Below are 18,264 nucleotides of genomic sequence, written 5' to 3'. Positions count from 1 at the left end.
TATGAGATGACGGAAAACCGGCGATGCGACGGACATCGTGACGACGACTGGCTCGACGAGGACGCCGCGGAGCGGCTCCTGCGCGGCGAGTCCGTCATGTCCGGCGGTGCCGGGGCGGCCCGCCTGGCCCGGCTGCTGGCGGCAGCCGCCGCGCCGGCGGCGGCCGATCCGGAGCGCGAGGAGGCGGCGGTCGCCGCCTTCCTGACGAGCTTCGACGCGGCTCCGAAGGCCGGCCCCCGGGACGGTTCCGGCGCCGGTCCCGAGCAGGGTTCAGGGGATGCCGATTTCCTGTCGGTGGTCCGGCTGGGCCGGCCGGTCACCGCACCGGGCACGGCACTGACCGCCAGGGCCGGGCGGCTGGGGGCACCCCCGGCCGAAGGTCGGGGGAAGGTGGCCGGAGCGCCGAAGTCGCTGAAGGCGTCGGTCGGCGCGCTGGTGGTCGCCATGGCCCTGTGCGCCGCGGTGCTCGCCGCGAGCCCCGGCATCCTGCCGCTGCCGTTCGACGCCGACAACGTCGGTTCCGCGCCGGTGCGCAGCGGCGCCCCGAGCTCCGCCACGCCGGACGGCTCCGGCACCGCGGGCCCGGACGGCGGGTCCTCGCCGCTCACCGGCGGGACGGCCGACGCACCGCACGGAAAGGGCGCGTCATCGGAACCGGGGCACGGGGCGACGCCGTCCCCCGGCCGGCCGGCCTCGCCCGCGAACCCGTCCGCGACGCCGCCGCCGTCCGCCCACTCGCTCGCACCGCAGGGGACGCACGGGGAACGCGACCGGCAGAACGTGGAGTTGTGCCGCGCCTACATCAAGGCGGGCGGCCGGCTGGACGGCGCGTCGTCCGACCGGCTCGTGGCGGCGGCGGGCAGCAAACGGGACGTACCGAAATACTGCGCGCGGGTGCTGGCCGCCGCCTACGTGGCCGGATCCGGCGGTGCCGGAAACGCTGACGGCGGCAAGTCCGGTGGCACGAGCGGCGGTCACACCAAGGGCGACGGCCGGAACGACTAGGTTCTGCCGGTTCGCCGGCGACCGTATTCCCGGCTCTCCGGACCGTCTGACCTGCGGGCCCGGAAGCGTCCGGTGACACTTTCCAGCTGGTTGACGCTTTAAGTAATGGGTCGACTGGTCATCGGCCCGGCGGACCCCGGTGCTCCCCGTGCCGGGTGGGTCCGCGCCCAGGGCGCGGCCGGGTGCATTCCCCCTACCCGGCCGCGCCCGCCGGGTGTTCCATGGCGGTGGCCGGAAGTGGCTGGTGGCGGTCCGCGGCGGCCGGTGGCGGGTCCTGGCGGTCGGCCGATAACTCCCGGCCGAATGTCGGTGCCGTGGTGCAGACTCGGTTGGGAGAGCAAAACCGGGGGAGGTACGCCATGTTGGCAGGACTGTACGAGATCGACTGGGCGGCTATGGGGCATGCCTACGGATCGGCGGAGGAGGTCCCCGAACTTCTGCGGGGGCTGGCCTCGGCGGACGCGGGGGAGCGGGAGGCCGCCCTCGACGCGATGTACGGGGCCGTTCATCACCAGGGCGATGTGTACGACTCGACGCTCGCCTGCATCCCCTTTCTCTTCGAGCTGGTGGCGGATCCGGCGGTGCGGGACCGGGGCCGGATCGTGCTCCTGCTGACCAGCATCGGGGGCGGCGACGAGGTCGCGGAGGAGTACCTGGACGAGATCGTGATCGAGGCCGGGGGCCCGGTCGCGGGAGGTTCGTGGAGCGCGCTGGGGGACGGTTCCGGAAACGCTCCCGGCACCGGTTCCGACGGGTCCGGCGATGCGACGGACGCCCTGGACGACGAGGACATCCTCGGACTGCTGGACGCCGAAGAGGCCGCGGCCTCCGAAGACGCGGAGGCGGCCGCCTGGCGGGCCAACTACGCGATGGCCGTCACCGCCGTACGGGCCCAGGCGGAAGTTTTCACCGAGCTCGTCGCGGACCCCGATCCCGATGTACGGCGCGCGGTCCCGGTGGCGCTCGGCGCGCTGCACGGGGAGACCGCGCGGATACTCGACGTCCTGCGCGACCGGCTGCCGGTGGAGCGGGACACGGAGACCCGGCTGGCCCTCGTCGAGGCCGTCGGCACCCTCGCGCTGCGCCCGGGCGGCCCGGCCGCCGAGGCCGCCGACTGGCTGGCCCGGCTCGCCGGCAACCGCGCCGACGGCCCCGCCGACCGCTCGTCCGACAGCCGATCGCTCTCCGCGGACCCGGGCCTGCGGCTGGCCGCGCTCGCCCAACTCGCCCGCTGCGCGCCCGAACGACTGCCGGCGGACATCGTGCCGACCGCCGTCGCCCTGCTCCGCGCGGTGCGCGGCGAGGAGGCGGGCAGCCGGTCCCCCCTGGAGGTGTCCGCCGAGCGCCAGGTGCCCGCCACCTTCGTCGGCCATCTGCGGGAGCTGCGCGAGCGGGCCGAGGCCGGCCGCTCCGCGCCCTGGGCCGCCGACCTGCTCCGTACGCTGCACACCGCGCTCGACGACCGGGTCGCCGACCGCATCGCGCTCGTCATCGACCAGTTGCGCAGCCCGGACTGGGGCCGGCGGATCGACGCCGTGTGGATGAGCGGCGGCCTGGTGCGCGGCTGGCGCGGACCGTACGAGGAGCTGGTCGTCCTGCTCGGGCAGCAGCTCGCCGACCCCGAGGAGCGGCTGCGCGACGGCGCCGCCTCGGTGCTGGAGAACCTGTACGAACTGTCCGCACCCGCAGCCGACGCCCTCGCCGAGGCGGTCGCGGCGGATCCCGGGAGCTGGGTCCAGGAGTGGTCGCAGGGGCGGCCGAGCCTCGGCGGCATGGTCAAGACCCTCGCCCGGCTGGGCGACCCGCGGGCGCTGCCCGCGCTGGCCTCGGCCCTGGACCGGCCGGACATACCCCAGGACCTGGGGTTCGCCATCGAGCACCTGGGCGCGGCGGCGGTCCCGCTCGCACCCCTGCTGCGCCGCAGGCTCGCCGAGGTGACGCTGAACGACGAGGAGGCGTACGACCAGGCGGAGCCGCTGCTCAGGGGAGTGGCCGCGATCGCGGCCGCCGAGGCGTTCCCCGAGGTGCTGCGGATTCTGCGCGGGGCGCCGAAGGCCCGCCGGGACTGGCTGCTGTGTTCGGCGATCCGCGCGCTCGCCCGGTTCGGTGACGCCGCCCGCGACGCGCTGCCCGATCTGCGCGCGCTGGTGGCCGATCCCGGCTCCTGTATCGCCCTGGAGGCCGCGTCCGCGCTCTGGGCGATCGAGCGGAACACCGCGGTCCTGCCGGTGCTGCTCGCGCACCTGAACAGCGACAGCCCGCACACCCGGCGCTCGGCGGCCGAGGCGCTCGGCGAGCTGGGCCCCGCGGCGGCCGGTGCGGCGCCGCGGCTGCGGGAGCTGCTCGCGGACCCCGCGGTGTGGATGCGGGTGGACGCGGCGGTCGCGCTGTGGCGGGTCTCCGGCGACGCCGGTCCTGTGCTGCCCGTCCTGCGGTCCGCCTGGGCGGAGAACGTGCACACCCGCACGGTCATCGCCGGCTGCCTCGCCGGGATAGGTCCCGCCGCGGCCGGCGCCGCCCCGCTGCTGCGCGACGAACTGGCGGCCGTCCGTCGGCACAACAACGAGGGCGACCACTACGGCACCCTCGATGTGTGCGCCGACGAGAAACTGCTCCTGGCATGCCGACGGGCCCTGTCCCGGATATCCGGAACAGAGCCCGTCGTGGACAGCGGCCGTTAGGTCCTGTTCTCGGACCTCACGTCAGGCCGGCCCGGGGTCACCAGTAGACGACGACCTTGTCGCCGGCCTTGACCTGGTCGAAGAGGGAGGCGATGGCGGCCTTGTCGCGCACGTTCACACAGCCGTGGGAGGCGCCGGCGTAACCGCGGGCCGCGAAGTCGGACGAGTAGTGCACGGCCTGGCCGCCACTGAAGAACATCGCGTACGGCATGGACGAGTGGTAGATCGTCGAGACGTGGTCACGGCTCTTGAAGTCCACCTTGAACTGGCCCTCGCGGGTCGGGGTGTACTGGGAGCCGAAGCGCACGTCCATCGTGGTCTGCACCTTGCCGTTGATCACCCAGGACAGTGACCGGCTGGTCTTGCTGATGCAGAGCACACGGCCGGTCATGCAGCGCGGGTCGAGCTTGGCGCTGGCCGGCTGGGTGGTGGGCGGGTACATCGCCGCGTGCGTCGGCTGCTTGGTCACGCCGCGCAGCTTGGTCCAGGTCTGCGCGGAGACGCTGCCGGTCATCGGCAGGCCGTAACGCTCCTGGAAGTCGTTCACGGCGTTCGCGGTGACCGAGCCGTAGGTGCCGGTGGGCGTACGGCTGAACAGGTTGAGCTGGCCCAGCCGGGCCTGCAGCTCACGGACCTGCGCGCCGGTGGAGCCCTGCTTCATGACGGCGGGCACGACCGGGGGCTTGGACGTGGTCGCGGAAGCGCTGGGGGTGGCGGAGGCCGTGGTCGAGCTCGACGCCGAGGGTGAGGGTGAGTCACTCGGGCTCGCGGAGTCGGTGGGACTCGCGGTGGTCGACGCGGCAGGCGTCGGCTTGGCGCCCGAGGTGGGCTTGTCCTGCGGGCCACAGCCCACCAGAGCCGCTGCCGCCAGAGCGGCCACCACGATCGCTATCGGAGTTCTCTTCGTACGCAAGACAGTCACCCTTTGCCCCCCAGAATCTGCAGTTACCCGGCTAGACACTCAACCCGCCCGTGCAGTTGCACGGATCCGGAGCAAGACTGTTTCGTGACATCGGAGAGACAAGACTGTGAGGAAGCTCCCAGCGCGGGCCCCTCCACGGCTCGCACGCCCGCAACTACAGTCCGTGCCGGAGACAGGATATTACCCACCAGTAACGCGACAGCGATGCGGAGGCGTGAACCATGGCGCGCGAGACGGACACCGCCCGGTCCACCGAGAGTGGACTGCCCATCGAGCCGGTCTACGGGCCTGAGGCACTCGACGGCTGGGATCCCGCGGAGAAGCTCGGCGAGCCGGGGGAGTACCCGTTCACCCGCGGCGTCTACCCGTCGATGTACACCGGCCGGCCCTGGACCATGCGGCAGTACGCCGGATTCGGCACGGCGGTCGAATCCAACGCCCGCTACCAGCAGCTGATCGCCAACGGCACGATGGGCCTGTCCGTCGCCTTCGACCTGCCGACACAGATGGGCCACGACTCCGACGCCAGGATCTCCAGCGGCGAGGTGGGCAAGGTCGGCGTCGCCATCGACTCCGTCGACGACATGAAGGTGCTCTTCGGGAACATCCCGCTGGACAAGGTGTCCACGTCGATGACGATCAACGCACCCGCCGCGCTTCTGCTGCTGATGTACCAGCTCGTCGGCGAGGAGCAGGGCGTCCCGGCCGACCGGCTGACCGGCACCATCCAGAACGACGTGCTCAAGGAGTACATCGCGCGCGGCACGTACATCTTCCCGCCGAAGCCGTCGCTGCGGCTGATCGCCGACATCTTCAAGTACTGCCGCACCGAGATCCCGAAGTGGAACACGATCTCGATCTCCGGCTACCACATGGCCGAGGCCGGCGCCTCGCCCGCGCAGGAGATCGCCTTCACGCTCGCCGACGGCATCGAGTACGTCCGCACCGCCGTCGCCGCGGGCATGGACGTGGACGACTTCGCGCCCCGCCTGTCGTTCTTCTTCGTCTCGCGCACGACCATCCTCGAAGAGGTCGCGAAGTTCCGCGCCGCCCGCCGGATCTGGGCGCGGGTGATGCGGGACGAGTTCGGCGCGAAGAACCCCAAATCGCAGATGCTGCGCTTCCACACCCAGACCGCAGGCGTGCAGCTCACCGCGCAGCAGCCCGAGGTCAACCTCGTCCGCGTCGCCATCCAGGGCCTCGCCGCGGTGCTCGGCGGCACGCAGTCGCTGCACACCAACTCCTTCGACGAGGCCATCGCGCTGCCCACCGACAAGTCGGCCCGGCTGGCGCTGCGCACCCAGCAGGTGCTCGCCTACGAGACCGATGTGACCGCGACCGTCGACCCGTTCGCGGGCTCCTACGTGGTCGAGACGATGACCGACGAGGTCGAGGCCCTCGCGCTGGACCTGATGCGGAAGGTCGAGGACCTGGGCGGCGCCGTCAACGCGATCGAGCACGGCTTCCAGAAGGGCGAGATCGAGCGCAGCGCGTACCGCATCGCCCTGGAGCAGGACGCGGGCGAACGCGTGGTGGTCGGTATGAACCGCTTCCAGCTCGACGAGGAGGACCCGTACGACCCGCTGCGCGTCGACCCGGCCATCGAGGCCCAGCAGGCCGCGCGGCTGGCGACGCTGCGCGCCACCCGGGACCAGGGCGCCGTCGACACCGCGCTCGCGGCGCTGCAGAAGGCGGCCCAGGGCACGGACAACGTCCTGTACCCGATGAAGGACGCGCTGCGCGCGCGGGCCACGGTCGGGGAGGTCTGCAACGCGCTGCGCGAGGTGTGGGGGACGTACGTCCCGACCGACGCGTTCTGAGCAGGCGGGCCCTGGAGGTCGGAGGCCGCCGGTCAGAGCAGGTGGAGCTGCGTGATCAGCATCGCCACGACGATGCAGAGCGTCCAGCCGACGATGTGCTCGACGATCTTCCGGCCCTCCTGGGGCCCGCCGGTACCGGTACGCGCCGCTGCGATCTCCGCCATTGCCAGTCCTGTCGTCCGCCGATGAGAAGCCCCCCGCAGCTGCCCAGGATGCGGGGGCCTTTCGCCCGCTGTACAGGGGCAAACTCACCTTTATGGTGGATCGTGACCCATTTCACCGCAGGGTCAGCCGGTGAAGCGGGCAAGGTACCCGGCCACATCGGCCGGATCCTCCGTGGCCAGGCCGAGGTAACCGTCGGGGCGGACGACGAACAGCCCGTCGCCGTAGACCGCGTACGCGCTGTTCGCGCCGTGCTCCGGGGCGTCGTCGATCCGGTGCGCGTGCACCAGGCCCGGATCCGCCCCCGGGCCCGTCCACGCCCCCGGGCCCGCCCACGCCCCCGGGTCCGGCGGCAGCTGGGCGGTCCCCAGGGCGAGCAGGGTGAAGTGCGGGCCGCGGAACAGGTCGAAGAGCCGGCCGCCGCCGGCCAGCGGCGCGTCCGGGGCCCGGTCGCCCGCGCGCGGCGCCGTGTCAGGCAGCGTTCCCCCGGGTAGCGCTGCGGGCCGGAGTTCCCGGGTGAGCGGCCCACCCCGGTAGTTCAGCTCCAGGCCGTGAGTGTCGGTGCCGCGCTGCCGGGCGGCGGTGTCGTCGCCGTCGCGGGTCGCACCGTGCAGCCGGGTGCTGAGGCCCAGGACGTCGGCGGCGATCGGCAGCCGCTCCTCCTCGTAGCTGTCGAGGAGCTCGGGTCCCGCACCGTGCCGCAGTACCTGGCCGAGCTTCCAGCCCAGGTTGTACGCGTCCTGGACGCCGGTGTTCAGGCCCTGCCCGCCGGCCGGTGAGTGGATGTGCGCGGCGTCGCCGGCGAGGAACACCCGGCCGACGCGGAAGCGGTCGGCCATGGCCGCGCTGGGGTGGAAGGCGGACGACCAGAGCACCTCGTGGACCTGCTCGGCGCCGATCGGCGTCCGGGCCCCGATGAGCTCGCGGATCCCCTCGACGGTGCCGTCCGGCTCGCTGCCGGTGTCCGTGTACTGGGCGAGCAGCTGGAAGTGGTCGGTGCCGGCCAGCGGGCAGAGCATGACGGTGCCGCCCTCCGCCTTGGGCCAGACGTGCCAGTGGTCGCGGTCGATGCCGCCGAGGAGCAGATCGGCGATCAGGATCGGGTCCGGGTCGATGGCCTCGCCGGTCATCCCGACGCCGAGCGCCCGGCGGCCGGTGCCTCGTCCGCCGTCGGCGGCGACCAGGAAGTGGGCCCGGACGGTGCCGGCCGTGCCGTCGGGAAGGGACAGTGCCGCGTCGACCCCGTCGGCGTCCTGGGTGATGCCGGTGAGCGCGGTCCCGAACTCGACGCCGCCGCCGAGTTCCCGCAGCCGCTCGTGGAGGATCTCCTGGGTGCGCCACTGGGTGAGCATCCATACCTCGCCGTACGGGGCCTGCGGCGTCGGCGCGAAGCGCTCCAGCAGGTCCCACTCACCGAGCCGCCGGTCGTCCTGCCAGCCCATCATCAGCGGGTACGGGCCACCGGACGCGAGGACGGCGTCGATCACGCCGAGGTCGTCGAGGACCTCCAGGGTGCGCGGCTGCAAGCCCTTGCCGCGCGAGCCCGGGAAGAGCCGGTCCGACTGTTCGACGAGGCGGGCGGATATCCCCCGGCGGGCCAGGTCGACCGCGAGCGCCAGACCGGTGGGGCCTGCTCCGGCGATGAGTACGTCCACGTCGTGGGCGCTGTTGGGTGCCATGCGGACAGAGCGTACCGACGGGTTCCGGACGCCAAGACCCTTTGCTTCATGGGGATTTGAGAAAACGGTCAAGGTTCGGTCAGCGGACGGGAGCTTTCGGGACCATCGTCAGAAAGCGCTTGAGCCGGGGGGCCAGCGGGCGTTCCACGAACCGGTGCAACAGCCACGCCAGCACCAGCATCGACCCGGCGGTGAGCGGCAGCACTGCGTACGACGGCATGTGCAGGCGCTGGTGCAGTTGGAAGATGACGACCCAGCCCAGGTGTTCATGGACCAGATAGAAGGGATAGGTCAGGATTCCCGCCGTCGTCAGCCAGCGCCAGTCGACGCCCGCGACCCGGGGCAGCAGGGTGACCGCCGCCACCGCCGCGAAGCCGAGGGTCACGATGAGGATGATCACCGATTCGGAGCGGTGCTGGAAGACGTGCGCGGCATGCGCGTTCGGGATCAGCCCCTTGACCGCGTAGTGCTGGCCGAACAGCCAGCCGACCCCGACGACACCCCAGGACAGCGGGTCGTTGCCGAAGCGGTGGACCAGATAGATTCCGATGCCGCCGATGAAGAACGGCGCGTACTCCGGCATCAGCACGGTCTTGAGGAACGCCTCGCCCGACGCGTCCGCGAGCACCGCGCCCATCGTCCACAGCCCGCAGAACGCCAGCACCCGGCGGCGGGTGGCGCCCGGCCACACGACGGCCAGCGCGAAGAGCAGATAGAACCGCAGCTCCGCCCACAGGGTCCAGCACACACCGAGCACCCGGTCGGCCCCGACCGGCATCTGCAGCATCGTCATGTTGGTGAGCAGATCGCTCGGCGAGACGGTCTTCCAGACCACACCGGGCAGTGCGAAGACGGCGGTGACCAGCAGGACGGCCGCCCAGTAGGCCGGGTACAGCCGGGTCGCCCGGGAGACCGCGAAGCCCTTGAGGGTGCGCCCCCAGCCGCTCATGCAGATGACGAACCCGCTGATCACGAAGAAGATCTGGACGCCGAGCGGCCCGTAGACGGCCACCTTCGACAGCTCGGGGAAGACCAGCGCGGGCGTCTGCCCCCAGGCCTTCCAGGCATCGCCGCCGCGCCCCGCGTAGTGGTAGAGGCACACCATGAGCGCGGCCACGAGCCGCAGCCCGTCGAGCGCCCGCAGCCGGCCGGGCCGCGGTGCGGCGGCCACCACCGCGTCCGGTGCGGCATCCGGTGCCGGGTCCTGAGCGGTGACCTGCTGGAGCTGGAGACTCATCCGATGGCAGCCTTCTTCAAGGCGCGTGCGCGGCGGGCGACGCGACGGAGCAGGGGATTGCGGGGCAGGAACGCCAGCTGGGCAGGGACCACGCCCGGCAGGGCCAGCGAAGCGAGCCGGCGGCGCTTGAAGTACCGCCAGGTACGGGCGTTCAGCTCCTTCGACAGATAGGAGACGGTCTCCTCGCGCAACTCCGGGTACAGCTCGGCCCGCATGCAGAACCCGACGGCGCGCAGCAGCGGCGTGAGGTCCCCGGCGATCCGTTCGGGGGCCGGCGGGGACCAGGTGCGGACGGCTTCGGCGTCGTCGAGATCGGGCAGCAGGGAGTCGACGATGGTGACCGGGACGCGATTGCTGTTCTGGTACGGCGACAGCCGCTCCAGCAGCATCTCCGTACCGGTCCGCGCCACCGGGATCCCGTAGAACGCCGAGGCGGTGAGCAGCGCCGTCGAGTAGCAGCCGACCACCAGCGCCGGACGGGCCCGCTGGTACAGCACCTCGGCCAGCACGGGGGAGTCCAGCACCGTCAGCTCCACACCGAGCGCGGCCGCCTCCCGCTCCAGCGGCTCCGACCAGTGCGCGGGGGCGATGGGGTGCGGCTTGAAGACGATCCGCCGGTGCCCGAGGGCCGCCGCGCCGCGCAGCATCCGCAGGTGCAGCTCCTCCTCCTCGACGGCCGTGAGGATCCCCAGCGCGGACAGGTACTGGCCGAGCAGCAGCGCCGCGTCCTCGGGGACCGCGGACAGCTCGGCCTCGTCCGGCCCGTCGCTCGCGTCGGCGAGTTCCGCCAGCACCTTGGTGAACTCCGCGGCGGGCACGATCCGCGGTTCGATGCCGTACTCGGTCAGCAGCAGCGGCCGCAGTCCGGTCACCAGGTCGAGGTGGAGCAACTGGTTGATGCGGGTGGTCACCAGCGGTTCGAGCTTGTCGCGGGTCGGGCCGTACGACATGAGGCCGTCCGCGTAGACCTCGATCGGCGCGGCCGGGAAGAGCCGGACCAGCGCGGCGGCGGGTTTGACCTGGATCGACTCGACGATCAGTTCCACATCGTCGTCACCGAGGTCCCACAGCATCCGCAGATACCGCTCCCACATGGGGACGTCCTCCGGACGCGGCGTCCAGTCGCTGGGGTGCATCGGCGCGATGGTCTCGTTCCACGACAGCACCCGGTCGAACCGGCCGCGCAGCGCCCCGAAGCCGGGGGCCTCGTCGACGGCGGGCGTGGTCTCCGGAACGGCGGAGTTGTTGCTGATCAGCAGCAGCCGCCGGTCCGCGGGGCCGAACAGCCCGGCGTCCAGGGCCGCCGCGATGGTGGCGGCGCCGTACAGCGTCGACGCCACATGGATCTGGGTGCGTGCGCGGGCCATCAGGCGGCCACCGTCCCGGTCGAGGAGGTGAGCCGCCTTCGCAGGCGGCGGAGCGGGACACTGCGGTCGACACCCATCGAGTCCAGCGCCTCCATGAGGATGTCCTGCGGCATCCGCTTCAGGGCGGCGGCGCTCATCGTCTTCAACTGGCGTGCGACCTGCGGTTCGAAGCGTTCGATGGAGTTGAGGTGGTGGGCGATGATCGCGCAGTAGGTCCGTACCGCCTTCGGCAGGAAGCGGTCCGCGTCCCGGTCGGCGGCGGTCTCCGCGAGCACCTGGTCGAAGGAGCGGATGAAGTCCAGCTGCCGTACGTCGCCGATCTGGGTGAGCGAGGTGGCGATGCCGCGCCGGTAGAAGACCCCGAGCAGGCCCACCACCGCGAAGGACGCCGCCTCCCGGTGCAGCCGCCAGATCCACGGCCGGTCCTCGGCGGTCCGCAGCCCGTCGGGGAAGTGCAGCAGCCCCGCGTCGGCGAGCCGGCGGTGGTAGATCCCGGCCCAGGCGAAGGGATAGTCGACGGAGGTCGGCCGCGCGGCGGGCAGGATCGCCTCGCGCGGGTTCAGCACCACCCCGCGCCGGCCGTGCGGCACATGAGTGATGACGCGGACCCGGTCGGTGCACTGCACATGGTCGGTACGGACGAAGTCGGTACCGAGCTCCTCGATGGCCGCGAGCAGCTGCGACAGATAGCCGGGGGCCAGCCAGTCGTCGCCGTCGAGGAAGGTGAGGAACTCGCCGCGCGCCGCGTCGATTCCGGTGTTGCGGGCGGTGGCCAGGCCGCCATTGGTCTCGCGCGCCACGAGAACGGAGCCGGGAAGGGTGCGTGTCGCCCGCTCCAGGATTTTCGGGGTGTCATCCGTCGAACGGTCGTCGACCAGGATGAATTCGAAATCCGGGCGGGAGTTCGCACGAAGACTTTGGAGCATGTCGGGTGCGAATGCCTGCACGTTGTAAAACGGCACAATGACGGAGAGCTTGACCACCTGCTGAACGTTAGGGGCCGACCGGACTCGGCGGCCGACATTGCGCGGACCCTCAGGTGAACGGCACATGTCGGGACCATGAAGCAGCCGCCCCTTAAGCATGGTTGGGCAATTCGCGGCACGCTGTTTACCGTCCGTTGGCTCAACGTTGGAACGCTGCTCGGAACGGATTCCTAGCGTCTGCGTCGTGCCGAAAAGTTCTTCCGGTCCGTTGCGGATCACCGTTCTCGCCGATTCGGACACCCGTTGGAAATGGGGTGCGCTGACAGCGCGCCGTATTTCGTCCGATGTCCGGCTCGATGCCCGTCTGCTCCGTGGCCGGGCCACTCCGACGAGCCGCCAGCTCGCCGAGATCGGCATACCCGCGGAGTCGATGCGCGAGGTCACCGCCGCCGAGTTCCTGAGCGAGGCCGGCCACGGCCGGGACGCCGAGGGCGGCTGCGACGTGGTCGTACTCGCCTGTGTCGGCGGCACCGTCCAGGCCATGCTGCACGGTCTGGCCCGCGCCTGGGAGGGCAGCACCCGCCGCCCGGTGGTCGTCACCGGATACGTCGGCGTGGTCTACGAGAAGCTCGCCGACGGCCTGCTGCTGCGGGCCGGCGCCGATGTGGTGCTGGCCAACAGCGCGCACGACGCCCAGCGGTTCCGCGACACCTACGCGGGTGTCGGCGCGGACACCGCGGGCATCGTCGAGACCGCGCTGCCGTTCCTGGAGGGCGCGCCCTACCGGCCGTCGGACGAGCGGCCGTTCACCGTCACCTTCGCCGTGCAGCCGTCCGCGCCGGAAGGCCGTACGGACCGCACCTATCTGGCCCGCCGCGCGGTGGAGCACGCCCGGCGGCACCCGGAGCGCGAGGTGCTGGTCAAGCTGCGCAGCAAGCCCGGTGAGCACACCACGCACATCGAGGAGCACCCGTACCAGAAGCTCGTCGCCAAGCTCGGCCCGCCCGACAACCTGCGGCTGGTCTACGGGCACATGGGCGAGGTCCTGGACCGCACGGACCTCCTGGTGACCGTCAGCTCCACCGCGGCCCTGGAGTCCCTGCACCGCTCCGTCCCCACCGCCGTCCTCACCGACCTCGGCATCCGTGAGTCCCTCGGCAACCACCACTTCCTCGGCTCGGGCTGCTTCGCCTCCTGGGACCAGCTCGACGAGGGCCATGTCCCGCAGGCCGACCCCGGCTGGCTCGCCGCCCAGGGCGTGGCCTCGGAAGACCCGTTCGGGGCCCTGCGTGAGCGCGTCACCACCCTTGTCGCGGCCGGCGAACTGCCGCCGCCCGCGCCGTACTACACCCCGCTGACCGCCCCCGGCTATCTGCCGGGCGTGCTGGCCCGGCACGGCCTCGACGCCAAGGGCGAGCCGCTGCCCGGCGCGGTCGCCGAGCGCGAGCCCAGTGCCCTGCGCCGGGCGCTGCGGGACGCCGCGCGCAACTCCGCACGTACCGCCTACCGGCAGGGCGTGCAGCGCGTCGCGCCCGTCATCCGCCGCTGGGGCCAGCTGTGACGAACCGACCGACCGGAGCACCCGTGACCACCCCACTGTCCGCGCCCACTCCCGTTCCCGTTCCCGCGGGCGCCCGCGTCCTCGCCGTCATCCCCGCCCGGGGCGGCTCCAAGGGCGTCCCCGGCAAGAACCTCGCGCCCGTCGGCGGCGTCCCGCTGGTGACCCGGGCGGTGCGCGAATGCCTCGCGGCACGGCTGGTCACCGACGTGGCCGTGTCCACCGACGACCCCGCCATCGCCGAGGCGGCCCGCGCCGCCGGCGCCGAGGTCGTCCTGCGGCCCGCGGCCATCGCGGGCGACACGGCGAGCAGCGAGGCCGCCGTCCTGCACGCGATGGACGCCTACGAGGCGATGCGCGGCGGCGTTCTCGACGTCGTTCTGCTCGTGCAGTGCACCAGCCCCTTCCTCACCCGCGAGGAGGTCGACGGCGTCGCCGCCGCCGTCATCGAGGACGGCGCCGACACCGCGCACACCGTCGCCCCCTTCCACGGCTTCGTCTGGCGTGAGGGCGAGGACGGCGGTCAGGGGGTCAACCACGACAAGGCCACCCGCCCGCGCCGCCAGGACCGCCCCCAGGACCTGTTGGAGACCGGCGCCGCGTACGCCATGCGCGCCCCCGGTTTCCGAGCCGCCGGCCACCGGTTCTTCGGCCGCACCGCACTGGTCCGCACCGAACCGGCCCGCGTCCTGGAGATCGACGAGCCGGACGACCTCGTCCGGGCCCGCGCTCTCGCGCCGCTCCTCGACGCCGGCTCCACCCCCACCCTCGACGACATCGACGCGGTGGTACTCGACTTCGACGGCACCCAGACCGACGACACGGTGCTGGTCGACGCCCAGGGACGGGAGACCGTCGCGGTGCACCGCGGCGACGGGCTCGGCATCGCGGCACTGCGCCGCGCCGGACTCCCCGTACTGATCCTGTCCTCGGAGACCAACCCGGTCGTCGCGGCACGGGCCAGGAAGCTCCAGGTGCCCGTGCTCCACGGCATCGCCCGCAAGGACCTCGCCCTCAAGCAGTGGTGCGAGGAGCAGACGATCGCCCCCGAGCGGGTCCTGTACGTCGGCAACGACGTCAACGACCTGCCCTGCTTCGCGCTCGCCGGCTGGCCCGTCGCCGTGGCCAACGCCCACGACGTCGTGCGGGCCTCGGCCCGCTCCATCACCTCCACCCCGGGCGGCCGCGGCGCGATCCGCGAGATCGCCGGGTGGATTCTCGGCCCGAATCTGGCCGCCCCTCCTACCGACCCTCCTTACGCACCCCTCACAGCAGTCCCCTCAGCACCTCTCTCCGCAAAGGATCTCTCCCAGTGACCAGCACCCCCCTGACCCCGAAGAACCTCCGTCCGGTCGGCACCCGCTACATCGGCACCGGACAGCCCGTCTACGTCACCGGCGAGATCGGCATCAACCACAACGGTGACCTGGAGAACGCCTTCGCGCTCATCGACGCCGCGGTCGCGGCCGGCTGCGACGCCGTGAAGTTCCAGAAGCGCACCCCCGAGGTCTGCACCCCGCGCGACCAGTGGGAGATCGAGCGCGACACCCCCTGGGGCCGCATGACGTACATCGACTACCGGCACCGCGTCGAGTTCGACGAGAACGACTACAACGCCATCTCCGACTACTGCCGCAAGCGCGGCATCGACTGGTTCGCGTCCCCGTGGGACGTCGAGTCCGTCGCGTTCCTGGAGAAGTTCGACCTCCCGGCCCACAAGGTCGCGTCCGCCTGCCTCACCGACGACGACCTGCTGCGCGCGCTGCGCGCCACCGGCCGGACGATCATCCTCTCCACCGGGATGTCCACCCCGAAGCAGATCCGGCACGCCGTCGAGGTGCTCGGCAGCGACAACATCGTGATGTGCCACGCCACGTCCACGTACCCGGCGAAGCACGAAGAGCTCAACCTGCGCATGATCAACACCCTGCAGGCCGAGTACCCGAACGTGCCCGTCGGCTACTCCGGCCACGAGGTCGGCCTCCAGACGACGCTGGCCGCCGTCGCCCTCGGCGCGGTCTTCATCGAGCGCCACATCACCCTCGACCGCGCCATGTGGGGCTCCGACCAGGCCGCCTCCGTGGAGTCCCAGGGACTGGAGCGCCTGGTCCGCGACATCCGCATCATCGAGACCTCGCTCGGCGACGGCGTCAAGAAGGTCTACGAGGGCGAGCTCGGCCCGATGAAGAAGCTCCGCCGCGTTCCCGGCGTCGTCGCCGAGGCCGAGGCGTCGGGCTCGGACCGCGCCACCGCCTCCGTCTGACGGACCGCGCCACTCCGGCCCGAGCGGCCGGGCCCCGCGCACGCCCCCATGACCCGAGGGCACCGCGCACCACGCGAACCATGAGAACGAGGAGTACGGGATGACCGCGCCCGCAACCGGCCGGGGACCGCTCGCACTGGTCGAGTCCCCTGTCCAGCTCCTCAACGTCCTGGAGTGGTCGCACATACACCCCCCGACCGCGGTCGCCGCGCCGCGTCCCGGGGCGGCTCCGGCCGCCCCGGGTGGCGGCCCGGTCACCGGCCCGCTCACCGTCGTGGTGCTCTCGCCCCGCGACCCGATGAGCCGCGGGCAGCTGCGCCGCATGGCGGAGCTCGCCCGGGACGACGGCGTCACCGTCCGCTGGTTCGAGGCCCGCAGCAACCGGCTCGGCCTGCTGCGTACCGCCATGACCCTGGCGCCGCTGCTGCTGCGCGTACGCCACCTCGTCATCGGTGATCCGTTCTCCCGGCTGGTGCAGGTGCTCCTGCCGCTGTGCCGGGCCCGGGAGATCACCGTGGTCGACGACGGCACCGCCACCATGGAGTTCACCGAGATCCTGAGCAGGGGCGGCCGTCTGGTGCGCTGGCATCGCGCGGGCCGCCGGTCGCCCGTCGACGCGGCTTTCGCGGTCTTCGCCTCGGCCGCCCGCCGCCGGCTGACCCCCGGCCGCCGCCGCACCGTCGAACTCTTCAGCGCGATGCCCGCGACACCGCCGGCCGGGATGGCGCTGCGCGCCAACCGGTTCGCGTGGACGCGGTCGCGCTTCGGGCCGCCGCGGATCACCGCCGGCACCGACATCATCGGCACGTCCCTCGTCGAGACCGGGGTCGTCGACCTCGACCGTTACCTCGCCGCGGTCGCCACCCTCGCCGAATCCCACGGCGCCACCCGCTACTTCGCGCACCGCCGCGAGGACACGGCCAAGCTGCACCGGCTCGCCGTCCAGACCGGGCTGGAGATCGTCCGCCCCGACCTGCCGCTGGAACTGGTCGCCCGCCGGGGGCCGATCGGTCACACCGTGCTCAGCTTCCCGTCCACGGTCGTCCACACGCTGCCGCTCGCGCTGGCCGGCACCGGGGTCAAGGTCGTCGTCCGCGACATCGACGACGGCTGGCTCACCCACACCGCCTCACCCCGCGCGCAGGGCTTCCTCTCCGGCATCACCGGCACCGCCAGGGACCTGCACGGCCTGACCTCCGTCACCGCGACCGCTTAGGGGGCTGTGTCCAGGCCCGGATCCCCCCGCGGATCCAGTGGGCCGCGATGCCCGGCCCCTACGCTCCGGGCCACCGGACCCCGGTGTGGCACGGGACACCCCCTGCGCCGGAGCCGTTGCCTCGCGATCGATGGATCGTTGAGCGAGGATGGGATGGGTGGTGAAGGCCCAAGAGGCTGAGATACCCCCCAGAGGGATTGGGTATGCGCCGATCGGGTGATTTCTTCTCCTTCAACAGGAATGAATTTCTCTCGATCAACGCTGGAGGATCTCCCATGGGGCCTACGCTGTCGGAGGTGAACGACTCACCCGCAGTGCCATCCGGCGCGCTGCCCGCCGGGCTGCGCGCTGAACTGATCGCGTTCCGCCGGGACTTGAGCCGCCGCCCCGCAACGGGCCGGCCGGACTCCCACGACGCCGAGGCCGCCGCCGCGGCCGTTCTGGCCCGGCTGGAGCAGGACGGTCTACGGCCGCGGGTACTGCCCGGCGGAACCGGAATCGTCTGTGACATCGGCGCCACCGACCCCGCCCGTCCGCGTCTGGCACTGCACAGCGACATCGACGCGGTGCTGCTCGGCGCCGCTCTGGCGCTCGCCGCCCTGGAACGCGAGGGCAGGCTGCCGCGCCCGGTGCGGCTGATCCTGCAGCCGACGGAGGAGGCGACCCCGGGCGGAGCGCTCGGCGCCATCGAGGCGGAGGTGCTGGAGGGCGTCGGCCGGATCCTCGCCGTGCACGGCGACCTGGACACCGACGCCGGACGGATCGGTCTGCGGCAGGGCCCGATCACCGCGGCCGTCGGCCGTCTGGTCCTGAAGCTCGACGGCGCGGGCGGCCACAGCGCCCGCCCGCATCTGACGACCGACCTGGTGATGGCCACCGCCAAGATGGCCACCGAACTGCCGGCCGTGCTGGCCCGCCGGATGGACCCGCGCTCCGGCGTCCGGGTCGTGTGGGACCGCATCGAGGCCGGCCACGCCTGCAACGTGATCCCGCAGCACGCGGAGCTGGAGGGCACCGTCCGCTGCCTGGACCTGGCGGCCTGGAACGACGCGCCCGACCTGGTGCACGAGGTGATCGACCAGGTGGCCGGCATGTACCGGGCGAAGTGCGAGATCCGGTACCAGCGGGTCGTCCCGCCGGTCGTCAACGAGGTGGAGTCGACGGAGCTGCTGCGCGAGGCGATCACGCTGAGCCGCGGCGCGCACGCCGTCGAGGACACCGGTCAGAGCCTCGGCTGCGCGGACTTCGCCTGGTACCTGGAGCACGTGCCGGGAGCGCTCGCCAGGCTCGGTCTGCGACCCGCCGACGGGCCGGCGCGACACGGCGTCCATCCGGGTGAATCCCAGGACGCCGAGGACCCGGTCGTGATCGGCGCCGAGCTGCTCGCAGGGGCTGCGCTGCTGGTCTGACGGTGGGTGGCGTGGTGCT

At 72.3% G+C, this 18,264-nt stretch carries 14 protein-coding genes; 8 read left to right on the top strand and 6 right to left on the bottom strand.

Going from position 1 to position 18,264, the window contains the following annotated elements:
* The first annotated feature begins 6 nt into the window (after positions 1-6).
* Entirely contained in the window at positions 7-1,005 is a 999-nt protein-coding gene (locus G3I60_RS33310; RefSeq protein WP_164294948.1) for a hypothetical protein, read from the top strand.
* 359 nt (positions 1,006-1,364) lie between these two features.
* On the top strand, positions 1,365-3,686 hold the full coding sequence (locus tag G3I60_RS33305) for a HEAT repeat domain-containing protein (RefSeq protein ID WP_164294947.1): 2,322 nt from the start codon (positions 1,365-1,367) through the stop codon (positions 3,684-3,686).
* 37 nt (positions 3,687-3,723) lie between these two features.
* Here G3I60_RS33305 and G3I60_RS33300 read toward each other — a convergent pair whose 3' ends face one another.
* Positions 3,724-4,599 carry a L,D-transpeptidase family protein gene (locus G3I60_RS33300; RefSeq protein WP_203674505.1) on the bottom strand — a complete coding sequence of 292 codons (876 nt, stop codon included), beginning with the start codon at positions 4,597-4,599 and terminating at the stop codon, positions 3,724-3,726.
* Between the two features lie 230 nt (positions 4,600-4,829).
* Between G3I60_RS33300 and G3I60_RS33295 the strand changes: the two genes are divergently transcribed.
* Complete coding sequence (locus G3I60_RS33295; RefSeq protein WP_164294945.1) at positions 4,830-6,428, top strand: methylmalonyl-CoA mutase; 1,599 nt, start codon at positions 4,830-4,832, stop codon at positions 6,426-6,428.
* Positions 6,429-6,460: 32 nt separating this feature from the next.
* On the opposite strand, the gene G3I60_RS33290 is transcribed toward G3I60_RS33295, so the two are convergent.
* From G3I60_RS33290 to G3I60_RS33270, 5 genes are all read right to left on the bottom strand, one after another.
* Positions 6,461-6,592 (bottom strand): SCO1431 family membrane protein, encoded by a 132-nt coding sequence (locus G3I60_RS33290; RefSeq protein ID WP_138352233.1) that lies wholly within the window; start codon positions 6,590-6,592, stop codon positions 6,461-6,463.
* Positions 6,593-6,715: 123 nt separating this feature from the next.
* Positions 6,716-8,269 carry an FAD-dependent monooxygenase gene (locus G3I60_RS33285; RefSeq protein WP_164294944.1) on the bottom strand — a complete coding sequence of 518 codons (1,554 nt, stop codon included), beginning with the start codon at positions 8,267-8,269 and terminating at the stop codon, positions 6,716-6,718.
* A 79-nt stretch (positions 8,270-8,348) separates the two neighbouring features.
* On the bottom strand, positions 8,349-9,506 hold the full coding sequence (locus tag G3I60_RS33280) for an acyltransferase (RefSeq protein WP_138352231.1): 1,158 nt from the start codon (positions 9,504-9,506) through the stop codon (positions 8,349-8,351).
* The gene (locus G3I60_RS33275) at positions 9,503-10,873 is read right to left on the bottom strand and encodes a polysialyltransferase family glycosyltransferase (protein WP_164294943.1); all 1,371 of its coding nucleotides are present in this window, start codon (positions 10,871-10,873) and stop codon (positions 9,503-9,505) included. The genes G3I60_RS33280 and G3I60_RS33275 overlap by 4 nt, the downstream gene beginning before the upstream one ends.
* Complete coding sequence (locus G3I60_RS33270) at positions 10,873-11,856, bottom strand: glycosyltransferase family 2 protein (protein WP_164294942.1); 984 nt, start codon at positions 11,854-11,856, stop codon at positions 10,873-10,875. The genes G3I60_RS33275 and G3I60_RS33270 overlap by 1 nt, the downstream gene beginning before the upstream one ends.
* Positions 11,857-12,043: 187 nt before the next feature.
* Between G3I60_RS33270 and G3I60_RS33265 the strand changes: the two genes are divergently transcribed.
* The 5 genes from G3I60_RS33265 (at position 12,044) to G3I60_RS33245 (ending at position 18,245) form a co-directional block, all read left to right on the top strand.
* The gene (locus G3I60_RS33265) at positions 12,044-13,360 is read left to right on the top strand and encodes a DUF6716 putative glycosyltransferase (protein WP_164294941.1); all 1,317 of its coding nucleotides are present in this window, start codon (positions 12,044-12,046) and stop codon (positions 13,358-13,360) included.
* A gap of 23 nt (positions 13,361-13,383) precedes the next feature.
* Positions 13,384-14,673: an acylneuraminate cytidylyltransferase gene (locus G3I60_RS33260; protein ID WP_244809362.1), complete on the top strand. Its 1,290-nt coding sequence runs from the start codon at positions 13,384-13,386 to the stop codon at positions 14,671-14,673.
* Between the two features lie 11 nt (positions 14,674-14,684).
* On the top strand, positions 14,685-15,620 hold the full coding sequence (locus tag G3I60_RS33255; RefSeq protein WP_138352285.1) for an N-acetylneuraminate synthase family protein: 936 nt from the start codon (positions 14,685-14,687) through the stop codon (positions 15,618-15,620).
* Between the two features lie 100 nt (positions 15,621-15,720).
* The gene (locus tag G3I60_RS33250; RefSeq protein WP_164294940.1) at positions 15,721-16,836 is read left to right on the top strand and encodes a hypothetical protein; all 1,116 of its coding nucleotides are present in this window, start codon (positions 15,721-15,723) and stop codon (positions 16,834-16,836) included.
* 275 nt (positions 16,837-17,111) lie between these two features.
* A complete protein-coding gene (locus tag G3I60_RS33245; protein WP_164294939.1) occupies positions 17,112-18,245 on the top strand; it encodes an amidohydrolase in 1,134 nt (377 codons plus the stop codon).
* Positions 18,246-18,264 lie beyond the last annotated feature (19 nt).

Origin of the sequence: Streptomyces sp. SID13666 (assembly GCF_010548325.1) — a bacterium.
GTDB lineage: Bacteria > Actinomycetota > Actinomycetes > Streptomycetales > Streptomycetaceae > Actinacidiphila > Actinacidiphila fildesensis.
This window is presented reverse-complemented; position numbering and strand designations above follow the sequence as displayed.